Source organism: Pseudomonas soli, from assembly GCF_021283165.2.
GTDB lineage: Bacteria > Pseudomonadota > Gammaproteobacteria > Pseudomonadales > Pseudomonadaceae > Aquipseudomonas > Aquipseudomonas soli.
The window spans coordinates 2,165,977-2,178,013 of the sequence record NZ_CP128543.1 but is presented as its reverse complement, the minus strand read 5'-3'; the positions used below and the strand labels follow the sequence as shown (position 1 = coordinate 2,178,013).

Genomic DNA, 12,037 nt, shown 5'->3' with positions numbered 1-12,037 from the left:
CTCTCCTTCTCTGTTATCCGCAGTAGCCTTTCACCAGGTCACCGTCACTTGCACGACATCGGTGTAGGTCCCTGCCGGCAAGGTGCCGGTCAGGGTGGTACGGCCATAGACCGGCAGTTTGATTGCGGTCGGGTCGCTGTAGCTCACCGCCACGCTGCTGCCGATACCCAGGCTCTGGCTGAAACCGGCATCGCGGTATAGCTGGTAGGCCAGCAATTGCGTACCGCCCGAACGCTTGAGGTTGCGCGTGCCGCTGGCGCTGTTCTGGCCGCCGTCCAGGCTCATGCTCAGGGCCACGCCGGGGGTGCACTGAAACGTCACCGTGCTGCCGCCCAGCGAAGTGCTCAGGGTGGCCGTGGACAGTGCCGAGCTGGTGCCGTAGTCGAGCACGCCATAGGCCGTCACGCCGCCGACGACCAGGCAGCCGGCGACGATCTGTGCCGTCACCTGGAAGGTGCTGGTGGTGACCGCGTGGGCGCCCTGAGTCAATGTCAGGCACAAGCCGACCGCCAGTAGCCGCGCAGTGCCTGGCATGGCTCAGAAACTCAGCTCGACCGCCACCGTGTCGGTGTACACCCCGGCCGGCAGGCCGGCTTTACCCCGGGCCTGGCCATACAGGTTGACGGTCTGCGCCACGCCGGTACTGGTCGGCAGGGTGATGGTGCCGTCGATCGCCAACAGCTGGGTGTGCCCGGCGTCGGTGTAGAAGTCGTAGGGCACGAAATTACCCGCGCCATCGGCCAAGGCCCGGGTCCCGCCGGCGGACTGCGAGTCATGGGCGCCGGCACGTACCTTGATCGTCGGCACCGTGCCTGCCGAGCAGAGAATGCTCATGGCTCCGCCACCACCGCCGAGCACCTGGCCATTGGCGGTGGTGAACAGTGAATCCTGGGTGCCGAAGTTGAGGCTGCCGAAATTCAGCCCGGAAGTGCCACCGCTGCCGTTGACCTGGCAGGCAGCGGTCAGGGTCAGGGTCGAGCTGATGGTGCCGGTTACGGTGGCGGCCTGGGCCTGGGCAGCCAGGGCGAGGCCAAGGCTGGCGAGGATGCAGCGGGTGAGGTGCTTGGGCATCAGAATCTCCTTGCGTGTTACCAGTCCAGGGTCACCCTGAGGGTGTCGCGATACAGCCCAGCGGGCAGCGCGCGCGGTTGCGCGACCACCACGCCGTAGATCGGCACGGGCACTTGCTGGGTACTGCTGATGGTGAAGGTACGGGCCTGGCCGATGCCGTAGCGGCTGTTGCCGCCCGGGTCGATGGCCAGCTGGTAGGGAATGAGTTCGCGGCCGTTGCTCAGGCGGCGCACGCCGTCGCTGCCGTTCTGCCCGGCATTGATGCGCACGCTGAACGCGCGTACCTGGGGCGAACAGCTGATCTGCAGGCTGCCCTCGCCGCCGGCCTCGTCAACCCGGCTGGTCAGGGGTTGGTCCCAGGTCGGCCCCCGCGCACCGAAGTCCATCAACCCCGGGTTGCCCAGGGTGGCCGGTTGCGGGTCGCTGCTGATCTGGCAGGCGGCGCTGATCACCAGGCGCGCCTGGATGAAACCGGTGGTGGTGCCGTGGGCCGCGCCACTGGGCAGCAGCAGCGGGCCAAGGGTGAGCAGCAGGATCGAACCACGGTGCAGCGCGTCCATGAGCATGAAGCCTCCCTACCAGGTGACCGTGACTTTGAGCAGATCGGCATACAGGCCAGCGCGGGGCACCCAGGCCAGCTTGTCGATCCGTGCGTAGAGGGGAAGCTCCACCGAGCCGCTGTCCGGCACCCGCGCCGATTGCGCAACGTCCACCGCTAGCGGCTGGCGCCAGGTGGCGTCGCGGTACAGCCGGTAGGGAATCGGTCGAGCTTGGGCATCATGGCTTGCCAGATAGCGCAGCTCGCCGACACCGCCGTGCTGGCCGCCATCCACACGCACCTGGTAGGGGGTATCGGGGTTGCACTCCAGGCGCGGCGGGCGCCGGGCCAGCAGCACGCCACTCAACGGCGCATCGGGGCCATCCAGGCGCGCCGCGCTGCCCAGGTCGATGCGCCCCTGCGCCTGCGGGCCGGCATCGCGTTGCTGGTTGACCAGCATGCACCCGCGCTGCACGCGTACCTGCACTTCGACGAGAAAATCCGCTGCCATGGCGTTGCCACTCAACCACAGGCCCAACAGCATGGCCAGCCAGCGCTCAGTCACCGGTCGATCCTTGTGCGTATAGATTGAGCTTGAGCGTAGCAGCGCGATTGGATCCCAGCCGGGCCAGGCCTATCCCTCTTTGGCATTAATGAAAAGGCCAGGGCTGGCAAAATGCCTGGCGATTGCCGCATTCCGGGCTGCTGGGCACAGGTCGCGCACAACCGCGCTACCGGGAAAATTCAGACGCAGCAATGAAACCCTGGCGCCCGCCACCGTTCAAATAACCAGATTCCGGCAAAGCGGCCGCCATTCTGGTACCGTTCATCCGCCACATCCTGTGCGAACGCATGCACCATGCGTGGACGGGCCCTACAGGAGAGTCCCGTGACGACCGACCATAACCCTCTTGACCAGGCGATCGAACGCTGTGCCCAGGAGCCGATCCAGATTCCAGGCAGCATTCAGCCACAAGGCTTCCTCCTGACTGTCGACGACAGCACATTGCGCGTTCTCCAGGCGAGCGAAAACGTCGATCGATGGTTCGGCCTGCCCGCCAGTGAAATCCTGGGGCAATCGTTCGCCGAACTGGTCAGCGCGGACTTCGACCTGCGCGGCCAACTGGACTACCTGCCGGAGGCGGATGTCTTCCCCTTTCATATCGGCGACGTGCGGCTGCGCCAAGGCGCACCTGACCAGCCCCCCCTGCGCGTGCTCGCCCATCGCCATGACCAGGTGTTGATCCTGGAATTCGAGCCCAGCCAGAAAGCCGATGGGGTCTACAAAGGCGACTATTATCCGTTGGTGCGTGCGTTCGTCAGCTCGTTGCACCAGGCGACCAGCATCGAGGAACTGCTGCTGCACTCGGTACGCCAGATCAAGCGCATCACCGGATTCGGCCGGGTAAAGGCCTACCGCTTCGATAGCGAAGGCAATGGCACCGTCCTGGCCGAATCAGTCGACCCCGGTTACCCGAGTTACCTGGGCCTGAGCTTCCCGGCCTCCGACATCCCTCGCCAGGCCCGGGAGCTCTACCGCATCAACCGTATCCGCCTGATCGAAGATGCCAACTATCAGCCTTCACCCTTGCTCCCTGCGCTCAATCCCCTGACCGGCAAGCCGCTGGACATGAGTTTCGCCGCCTTGCGCAGCGTGTCGCCCGTTCATTTGCAGTACATGCGCAACATGGGCACCCTGGCCTCCATGTCGCTGTCGATCGTGGTCGACGGACAACTGTGGGGGTTGGTGTCCTGCCACCACGAACGACCGCGGCAAGTGGATGTCCAGACCCGCACAGCCTGCGAATTGCTGGCCAGTGTCCTGTCGCTGCAGCTCGAATCGCGCGAGTCCCACGAGCGCACCCGTACCCTGCTCGACCTGCGCGAACGCATCGTGCGCATGTTGGCAGCGATGGCTGACCATGACAGCGTGAGCCTGGGCCTGCTCGAACAGCCCGAGGTATTGCTCGCGTTCGCCGGGGCCAACGGCGCGGCCATCATCAGCGCTGAACGCTGCGACCTGATCGGCGAGACGCCTACAGCGGCGCAGGTCAATGCCCTGGTGCACTGGCTGGGGCAACGCGGCGACGAGGTGATATTCCACACCGACAACGTGAGCCGTGACATCGAAGAACTGCCGGAGCTCGCAAGTCGAGTCGGCGGTATCCTGGCGGTCGCCATCTCGCAACTCCATTCGCATTACCTGGTATGGTTCCGCCCGGAACAGGCACGCTTGGTCAACTGGGCCGGGCAGCCGGAAAAAGCCATCAGTCCGCAGGGGCATCTGAGTCCACGTCATAGTTTCGACCGTTGGCAGGAAGAAGTACGTGGGTTCAGCGCTCCGTGGGACTCACTCGTCATCGATGGCGTGCTTGAACTGCGCATGGCCGTGTTGGGTATCGTCTTGCGCAAGGCCGAGGAGCTCGCACAGCTGACTGGAGAGCTCAAGCGGTCCAACAAGGAACTCGAAGCCTTTTCCTACAGCGTTTCCCACGATCTGCGCGCGCCCCTGCGCCACATTGCCGGCTACACCGAACTGCTGAACGAGATCGAGGGCGAGCATCTCAGCGAACGTGGTCGACGCTTCCTGTCCCATATCGATGAGGCGGCACGATTCGCCGGCTCGCTGGTGGACAATCTTCTAAACTTCTCGCAAATGGGGCGCTCGGCGCTGCGCTTGGCGGACGTCGATCTCAACACCTTGGTGCACGCCATCCGCCAAGAGCTCGAGCCCGATTACCAGGGGCGCGACATCGTCTGGGCTATCGCTCCACTGCCAGTCGTCATCGGGGATCCGGCGTTCATAAACATGGCCCTGCACAACCTCGTCGCCAACGCCATCAAATACACCCGCGGACGCGCCCCTGCGCGAATCGAGATTGGCGCCATGCAACACGAGCAGGAAACCGAGGTGTATGTGCGCGATAATGGCGTGGGCTTCGACATGGCCTATGCCAACAAGCTGTTCGGTGTGTTCCAGCGCCTGCATCGCATGGAAGAGTTCGAAGGGACCGGCATCGGCCTGGCCAGCGTGCGCCGCATCATCGAGCGCCACGACGGCAGGGTCTGGGCTGAGGGCCAGGTCGGCCAGGGCGCCAGCTTCCATTTCACCCTCCCTCGCCATCAACCGCATTCCTGAGGCACTTGCACGTATCATGCTCAAACCCATTCTGCTGGTCGAAGACAACCCCAGAGACCTGGAGTTGACCCTCCTGGCGCTGGAACGCAGCCAACTGGCCAACGAAGTCATCGTGCTTCGTGATGGCGCCGAAGCGCTGGATTACCTCCTACGACGCAATAGCTACGCCGGACGTGACGATGGCAATCCGGCCGTATTGCTGCTGGACCTGAAACTGCCCAAGGTCGACGGCCTGGAAGTACTCAAGCAAGTGCGCGACACCGCCGAACTGCGCAGTATCCCGACGGTCATGCTGACGTCCTCGCGAGAGGAGCCCGACCTGTTGCGTGCATACGAACTGGGTGTCAACGCCTACGTGGTCAAGCCCGTCGAGTTCAAGGAATTCGTCGCCGCCATCTCTGATCTTGGCGTGTTCTGGGCAGTGCTCAACGAGCCACCGCCGGGTTCCCTGCGCTTGAACAGGCGCGGCAGCAATTGAGACATCCGACGATGCAAGGCGCACCCCTGAGGCTGCTGCTGGTCGAAGACAGCTCGATGGACGCCGAACTCACGGTGCTTTGCCTGGAGCGCAGCGGGCTGCAGGTCCAGTCGCGTCTGGTGTACGACCATGTCGGCGTGGAACATGCCCTGCGCGAAGGCAGCTACGACTTGATCCTGTGCGACTGCGTGCTCCCGGGGTCATCGGGCACCGACGTACTGGCCATCGCCCAGCGCCTGTCCCCCGACCTGCCGTTCATCTTCCTCTCCGGCATCTATGGCGAAGAACACGCGGTCGAGATGATCCGCCTGGGCGCCACCGACTATGTGCTGAAGAAGAACCTGCCCCTGCTGCCCAAGGCAGTGCGCCGTGCCTTGACAGAAGTGCATGAGCGCCAGCGCCGGCGCCGCGCCGAGGAGGCACTGGCCGACGTCGAAGCCCGCGCACGCATCGCCATCGACGCGGCGGGCATGGGCACCTGGGAGTTTCGCCCCCAGGATGGACTGCTACTGTGGGATGACCGTTGCAAAACCTTGTTCGGCCTGCCCACCGATACGCAGATGAGCCTCGAGGTATTCTACGAGGGTATTCTTCCCGAAGACGTGCCTCAGGTACGCGAGGCCGTGGAGCAAGCCATGCGCCCGGACAGCGACGGGTTGTACCGCGTCGAGTTCCGTATCGCCCAACCCAATGGCCTGGAACCGCGCTGGTTGCTTTCCAGCGGTCAGACCCAGTTCGTCGATGAGCGCTGCGTGCGCTTTTCCGGCGTACTGCAGGACATCCACCAGCAACGTCAGGCCACCCGCGCCCTGGAACAGCTCAACGAGATGCTGGGCGAACGGGTCGAGCGGCGTACCCGTGAGCGCGATCGTGCCTGGGAACTGTCCCAGGACCTGCTGGCAGTGCTGAACCACGACCTTACCCCCGTCACTCTGAACCCGGCGTGGGAAGCCAGCCTGGGTTTCACCCGGGAGCGCCTGGGTCAGACGTCGTTGCTGCATCTGGTCCCCGAGTCCGATCAGCCTGCCCTGCTCGGCGAACTGGCGGCCTTGTCGTCGGGCAATACCAGCGCCCGCTTCGTCGGGCGCATCCTGCACGCCAATGGCCACCCTCGCTGGCTTTCCTGGGTGGTGGTTCCCGACGACAGGCTGCTGTACGTGGTCGCACGCGATATCACCAGCGAGCGCGAGGCGACGCTCGAACTGGCCAAGGCCAACGAATCCCTGCGCCAACAGATTGCCGAACGTGAACGTATAGAAGCGACGTTGCAGCAGATGCAGCGCCTCGAGGCGGTCGGCCAGCTCACCGCGGGTGTCGCGCACGACTTCAACAACCTGCTGACGGTCATCCTCACCGGCGCCAGCTTCCTCCAGCGGGACCTGGAAAAAGGCTCGCTGGACAAGGCCAGCACGCGCTTGCAGCATATCCGCGAAGCGGGCGAGCGTGGCGCGAAGCTGACCGCGCAATTGCTGGCATTCTCTCGCAAGCAGCGGCTGGAGCCGGTAGCGGTCAATCTGAACCGCACCCTGTCCGGGCTGGAAGAGCTGCTGCGACGCACCCTGGGCGGCAATATCTCGGTGCGGTTGGACCTCGATCCCCTCCTGTGGCAAGCCCTGACTGACCTGACCCAGACCGAAATGATCATCCTCAACCTGGCCATCAATGCGCGAGACGCAATGCCCGATGGCGGCCAACTGACGCTGGCCACGCGCAACGACAGGGTCAGCAATCGCCCACTGCGCCCCGAGGACCCGGAACCGGGCGAATACGTGGTGCTGTCGATCCGCGATACCGGCTGCGGCATGAGTGAGGAGGTACTGGCCAAGGTCTTCGAGCCATTCTTCACCACCAAGGACATCGGCAAAGGTTCAGGCCTGGGCTTGGCCCAGGTGTTCGGGTTCGCCAAGCAGTCTGGCGGCGGCGTGCGCATCGATACCGCTCCGAGTCGCGGCACCCAGGTCAGTGTCTACCTGCCTGCGGTGCATCAAGCAGAGACGCTGACAACCCATGAACAGAGCGCGCCGCCTGTGTTCACGCAACCGGGCGGTGTGCGCAGCGTACTGCTGGTGGATGACGACCACCTGGTACGTGAAATGATGAGTGACGTCCTGCTTCGTCAGGGCTATCAGGTGCGCCAGGCGCAGAACAGCGAACAGGCGCTGGCATTGCTCGACGATCAGGTTGAGCTACTGCTCACCGATTTCGCCATGCCGGAATTCAATGGCGCGCAACTGGCGCATGCGGCGCGCCAGCGCTTCCCTGGCCTGCCCGTGGTAATTCTGACCGGTTATGCCGAGTTGCAGGGGCTGGAACTGCCCGGCAGCCTGGTCATTCAGAAACCGGTGAGCGAACAGGTATTGGCCCAGGCACTGGCCGATCTGCTGGAAAAGAGGTAGGCAGAAACGAAAAAATCGCCGAAAGGCGATTTGGGGGGATAAATAGCTTGGTGATGGCAGGGGCGGCTGGATTCGAACCAACGCATGGCAGGATCAAAACCTGCTGCCTTACCGCTTGGCGACGCCCCTATATCGGCTGTGGCAAGTGACTGGCACTGCCTGGCTGACAATCCCTGGCAACTCCGTGTGTCGTCGCTCTGGAATGGCCGGCACTTTAACAAGCTTTTTTCCAAGTGCAAAGCTTTTTTTTTAAAAAAACGCAGAAAAACAGCAAGTTAGTCAGTCACCCAGCTGTTCGCGCGCTTCCACGGAGGGGGCTTGGGACCGCCCGCCCAGGTCTTCCCCGGGTACTGCAGTGGCCTCGCGGATACGGATTATACAACCACTCGTCGTAATTGCGCCGCTTCGCCTCAACACAATCGCGTTCCGCCATTCCAATCAGATAGATCCCACCGGCGCATTACAAGGAGGACGCCATGCCCGTTTCCCATGACCTCTACCAGGACCTGCACTACCCGCGCGAAATCGTCCAGCAGCGGCGGCAGCACGACCTAAAACTCGACCGCCTGCTGGACGAATACATGGACATCGACAACCAGGTGCTGGCAGCCGAGTCGATCTCGGCAGGCAACTTTGTGGACGAAGACCTGCGTCACCTCAAGGAACGCCGCCTGGCGGTGAAGTACCTGATCGAGCGGCAACTCGAGCAAACGTCCTGACCTATCGCCTTTCGCGATCGGTGCCCGACACATTCTCGATTGGTCAAAATGCCTGGCATCGCGCAAGCTGCGCCCTGCCCCAGACTCGGCCCGAGGAGCCTGCCAATTGCCCACCTGGATTCCCGCGCCCTTGCGCCAGATTCGCCAGCGCCTGCGCTGTGCCCCAGCCAAGGCCCCCACCTTGTTGACCCACTTCCAGAACATGGCAACCGCGCGTGGCTATGCCCTGAGCGACGGGCAGCTTCAGGTGATCGAGGCAATGGCCGGTCTGTTGGGCAGCCTCGACGCAGGCCCGCCGCGCAGCCTGTACCTGCACGGTGCAGTCGGCCGCGGCAAGAGCTGGCTGCTCGATGGCTTCTTTCAGGCAGTGCCGACGGCGGCCAAGCGCCGCCTGCACTTTCACGATTTCTTCGCCCGCCTGCATCAGGGCATGCACCATCACCGGGCCCAGGCCGATGCCCTGGGGGCCACTCTCGACGCACTGCTGGGCCACTGCCAGGTCCTGTGTTTCGATGAGTTCCATGTCCATGACATCGGCGACGCCATGCTGCTCACCCGGCTGTTCGATGCGCTGTTCGCCCGACGCGTGGTCTTGCTGCTCACCTCCAACTATGCCCCTGAAGGGCTACTGCCCAACCCGCTGTACCACGCGCGCTTCTTGCCGGTGATCCGCCTGATCAACCGCCATATGCAGGTGCTGGAGGTAGCTGGAGATACCGACTTTCGCAGCCTGCCGGCCAATCGCGAACACCAGCGCTTTACCCAGGGGCACTATGTCTGGCCGGGCGATGCGCGGCAACGTACGGCGCTGCGGGTGCCCACACCGCAGAGGGTGCGGCTGGAGATCAACCAACGGCCCCTGCGGGCGCTGGCCAGCGAGGGGCGTCAAGTGATGTTCAGCTTTGACGATCTGTGCGAACAACCGACCGCAGTGATTGATTACCTGGCCCTGGCCGAGCGTTATGATCGTTGGATCATCGACGGCCTGGATGACCTGGCCGCGTGCTCCCTGGCGGCCCAGCAGCGCTTCGTCAACCTGGTGGATGTGCTCTACGACCAGGACCGGGAGGTGCTGGTGATCGGCAAGCAGGCGCTGGACAAGAGCCTGGGCGGCGCCATCGCCGACCTGATGCGGACACGCAGCCGCCTGGGTCAGTTGCACCAGCAAGGGCCAGCCTGAGCGCTTCAATGGCGACGCTTGGCGGCGATGAGACCGCGCCCGCTAGGCCGGCACGGCCGGCTGTTGCTCCACCAGCAACCAGCCCCCCTGCCCGTCCACCTCAAGACAATGGGAATGGAACCCCGCCAGGGTGCTGCGGTGCCCGACGCTGACCAGCAGCGTCGCCGGCAACACCTCACGCAGCAGCGAATACAACGCATGCTCCAGCCCTTCGTCCATCGCCGAGGTGGACTCGTCGAGGAACACCACCTGCGGCCGGTTGAACAGCACCCGGGAGAAAGCCAGGCGCTGCTGTTCGCCCAGCGACAAAATGCGCGACCAGTCACGCGGCTCGTCCAGTCGCTCAGCCAGGTGAGCAAGATTCACCTGGCGCAAGGCCTGTTGCATGCGCGCATCATCCCCAGACTCGCCCGGCGCCGGATAGGCGATGGCGGTGCGCAGGTCCCCCAACGGCAGGTACGGACGTTGCGAGAGGAATAACGCCTGTGTCCCCAGAGGGCGCCTGACCTCACCGTCGGCATAGGGCCACAGGCCCGCCAGGGCGCGCAGCAAGGTGGTCTTGCCGCTGCCCGAAGGTCCCTTGATCAGCAGCGCCTGGCCGCTGTGCAGGTTCAGGTCGAGATCGGCGATCAGCGCGTGGCCGTCGGGCCGGCGCACCTGCAAACCATGAATGCCCAGCGCGAGCGCTTGGTCCACCGTGGCCACGCGTGGCAAATCGCTGGCCTGCTGGTTGGCCTCGAGAAACCCGGTAAGGCGGTCGAGGGTGGCGCGATACTGGGCGAAGGTGTCGTAGGACTCTCGGAAGAACGACAATGAATCCTGCACCTGGCCAAAGGCCTGGGCGGTCTGCATCACGTCGCCGAGCTTGATCGCGCCACTGAAAAAGCGCGGCGCCTGGAGGATGAACGGGAACACCACCGCCACCTGGCTGACGCCCAGGTTGAAACCGCTGAACTTGAGGTTCCGGAATACTAGAGCCCAGGCATTGCCGATCAAGGCGAAGAAACGCCCGAGCAAGGTGCCGCGCTCCACCTGCGCGCCCTGGTAGAAGGCGATGTTCTCGGCGTTCTCGCGCAGGCGCATAAGTGCATAGCGGAAGTTGGCGGTGAGTTTTTCGTTGAGAAAATTCAGGCGGATCAGCGGCTGGCCGAGGCGAAAGGCGATCCAGGTGGCGATCAGCACATAGATGTAAACGGCAAACACCATCGCCCGGGGGATTTCGATGCCAGCCACTGCCAGTGGCGCCGACAGGCCCCACAGAATGCCGGTGAATGCCACCAACGACACCACCGCACTAACCGCCCCCAGCGCCAGCGCAACCGAACCTGTGACGAAGTTGTTCACATCCAGTTCAATACGCTGGTCGGGGTTGTCCACGGGCTCTGCGAGGAACTGCCCGCGGTAGTAGGCATCGCCGTGCATCCAGTCGGCGGTCAGGCGCTCGGTGAGCCAAACCCGCCAGCGAATGTTGAAGGCCTGGGTCACATAGAAGGTAAACAGCGAACGCAGTACATGGATGGTCGCCAGCACCGCGAACACCCCGAGCATGTACCAGAACGCAGTCTGGTCCAGGGCCTGCAAGGCACTGTAGAAACCGTTGTACCAGAACGAGAACAGCACGTTCAGCCGCACCGCGAACAACGTCAGCACCAGCAGCAGGGCGAAGGCCAGCAAGGGCCGCCAACTACGACGCAAACTGAAGTAGGGCCCGGCCAGTTGCCAGAACTGCGCGCCCCAGCGGGTATGGCGTACCGCCAGCAACGCAGTGGCGGTGAAACAGACAAGGGTGACCAACGAGGCGATCGCCAGCCAGCTCAGGCTTGCTTGCAAGGCCTGGTGCCAGTTCATGTCCATGGAGGGCTTCCGTCAGGGTATTTTTGCGAGCGTAGCACCGGCTACTCGTTAACCCTGCGAACATGACGGACATTTCATCCAGGCCATGCGCTGCGCCGACATCTGTGCAGGACGTGTCCAGGCGCGGATAATCGCGGCACCTTCATCGCAGAGCCCCACCATGCATATTCGCCTTGCTGGACTACAGGACCTGCCGGCACTGATCGCCATTGACACCGTTACCCGCCAAGACCCGCAGCGTGCCGAGCAGATCGCCGACTGGCTCGGGCAGTACCGTTGCCTGGTGGCAGAGATACAAGGCAAGGTGGCCGCCTATGCGGTGATGCACCGGCACTTCTTCGGCTGTGCGTTCATCGAGATGCTGATGGTTGGCGAAAACCATCGGCGCGCTGGGCTGGGAGCTGCGCTGCTGGCCTGCATACAAGCCGATTGCCGTGGGCAGAAGCTGTTCACCTCGACCAATCGCTCCAATGCGCCGATGCGCCGCTTGCTGGAGCGCCAGGGCTTCGTCGCAAGCGGTGTAGTCGAAAACCTCGACGAAGGGGATCCGGAGCAGATCTATTGCTGGAGATTGGATCAAAGTGAGCGCCCGCCGGTGGCCACAGGGCACCGCTGACGCGGCGCATCGCCGACAAGCCGGCTCCCACAACGACCGCATCAGC

General features: G+C 63.8%; 11 protein-coding genes and 1 tRNA gene. 6 read left to right on the top strand and 6 right to left on the bottom strand.

Translation table 11 applies throughout. From position 1 onward, the window contains the following. Positions 1–30: 30 nt before the first annotated feature. Genes LU688_RS10200 through LU688_RS10185 form a run of 4 tightly spaced genes read right to left on the bottom strand, consistent with a single transcriptional unit; the run spans position 31 to position 2,174 of the window. A complete protein-coding gene (locus LU688_RS10200) occupies positions 31–534 on the bottom strand; it encodes a Csu type fimbrial protein (protein WP_023632358.1) in 504 nt (167 codons plus the stop codon). Positions 535–537: 3 nt separating this feature from the next. After that, positions 538–1,071, bottom strand: coding sequence for a Csu type fimbrial protein (locus LU688_RS10195; protein WP_023632357.1), 534 nt, complete (start codon positions 1,069–1,071; stop codon positions 538–540). Between the two features lie 17 nt (positions 1,072–1,088). Next, positions 1,089–1,622: a Csu type fimbrial protein gene (locus tag LU688_RS10190; protein WP_038707477.1), complete on the bottom strand. Its 534-nt coding sequence runs from the start codon at positions 1,620–1,622 to the stop codon at positions 1,089–1,091. A gap of 24 nt (positions 1,623–1,646) precedes the next feature. Beyond that, positions 1,647–2,174 carry a Csu type fimbrial protein gene (locus LU688_RS10185; protein WP_160290851.1) on the bottom strand — a complete coding sequence of 176 codons (528 nt, stop codon included), beginning with the start codon at positions 2,172–2,174 and terminating at the stop codon, positions 1,647–1,649. A gap of 324 nt (positions 2,175–2,498) precedes the next feature. Between LU688_RS10185 and LU688_RS10180 the strand changes: the two genes are divergently transcribed. Genes LU688_RS10180 through LU688_RS10170 form a run of 3 tightly spaced genes read left to right on the top strand, consistent with a single transcriptional unit; the run spans position 2,499 to position 7,622 of the window. Beyond that, entirely contained in the window at positions 2,499–4,748 is a 2,250-nt protein-coding gene (locus LU688_RS10180; RefSeq protein ID WP_371041474.1) for an ATP-binding protein, read from the top strand. Positions 4,749–4,764: 16 nt separating this feature from the next. After that, positions 4,765–5,226, top strand: a complete 462-nt coding sequence (locus LU688_RS10175) for a response regulator (protein WP_023630737.1) — start codon at positions 4,765–4,767, stop codon at positions 5,224–5,226. A gap of 11 nt (positions 5,227–5,237) precedes the next feature. After that, the gene (locus tag LU688_RS10170; protein WP_023630738.1) at positions 5,238–7,622 is read left to right on the top strand and encodes a response regulator; all 2,385 of its coding nucleotides are present in this window, start codon (positions 5,238–5,240) and stop codon (positions 7,620–7,622) included. Between the two features lie 54 nt (positions 7,623–7,676). Here the strand turns inward: LU688_RS10170 and LU688_RS10165 are convergent. Next, a tRNA-Gln gene (locus LU688_RS10165) sits at positions 7,677–7,751 on the bottom strand. A gap of 347 nt (positions 7,752–8,098) precedes the next feature. On the opposite strand from LU688_RS10165, the gene LU688_RS10160 reads away from it, so the two are divergent. Together LU688_RS10160 and zapE are read left to right on the top strand one after the other, a co-directional pair. Beyond that, positions 8,099–8,341 (top strand): hypothetical protein, encoded by a 243-nt coding sequence (locus tag LU688_RS10160; protein ID WP_023630739.1) that lies wholly within the window; start codon positions 8,099–8,101, stop codon positions 8,339–8,341. Positions 8,342–8,447: 106 nt separating this feature from the next. Further along, positions 8,448–9,521 carry a cell division protein ZapE gene (gene zapE, locus LU688_RS10155; RefSeq protein WP_038705770.1) on the top strand — a complete coding sequence of 358 codons (1,074 nt, stop codon included), beginning with the start codon at positions 8,448–8,450 and terminating at the stop codon, positions 9,519–9,521. Between the two features lie 42 nt (positions 9,522–9,563). On the opposite strand, the gene LU688_RS10150 is transcribed toward zapE, so the two are convergent. Beyond that, positions 9,564–11,375 carry an ABC transporter ATP-binding protein/permease gene (locus LU688_RS10150; protein WP_104444187.1) on the bottom strand — a complete coding sequence of 604 codons (1,812 nt, stop codon included), beginning with the start codon at positions 11,373–11,375 and terminating at the stop codon, positions 9,564–9,566. 160 nt (positions 11,376–11,535) lie between these two features. On the opposite strand from LU688_RS10150, the gene LU688_RS10145 reads away from it, so the two are divergent. Next, positions 11,536–11,991, top strand: coding sequence for a GNAT family N-acetyltransferase (locus tag LU688_RS10145; protein ID WP_160290850.1), 456 nt, complete (start codon positions 11,536–11,538; stop codon positions 11,989–11,991). The last annotated feature ends 46 nt before the right edge of the window (positions 11,992–12,037 follow it).

Bases quoted from the DNA above. Each gene is read 5' to 3' on its own strand.
- LU688_RS10200 (WP_023632358.1), bottom strand. From the start codon at position 534: ATGCCAGGCACTGCGCGGCTACTGGCGGTCGGCTTGTGCCTGACATTG.
- LU688_RS10195 (WP_023632357.1), bottom strand. From the start codon at position 1,071: ATGCCCAAGCACCTCACCCGCTGCATCCTCGCCAGCCTTGGCCTCGCC.
- LU688_RS10175 (WP_023630737.1), top strand. From the start codon at position 4,765: ATGCTCAAACCCATTCTGCTGGTCGAAGACAACCCCAGAGACCTGGAG.
- LU688_RS10170 (WP_023630738.1), top strand. From the start codon at position 5,238: ATGCAAGGCGCACCCCTGAGGCTGCTGCTGGTCGAAGACAGCTCGATG.
- LU688_RS10160 (WP_023630739.1), top strand. From the start codon at position 8,099: ATGCCCGTTTCCCATGACCTCTACCAGGACCTGCACTACCCGCGCGAA.
- LU688_RS10150 (WP_104444187.1), bottom strand. From the start codon at position 11,375: ATGGACATGAACTGGCACCAGGCCTTGCAAGCAAGCCTGAGCTGGCTG.
- LU688_RS10145 (WP_160290850.1), top strand. From the start codon at position 11,536: ATGCATATTCGCCTTGCTGGACTACAGGACCTGCCGGCACTGATCGCC.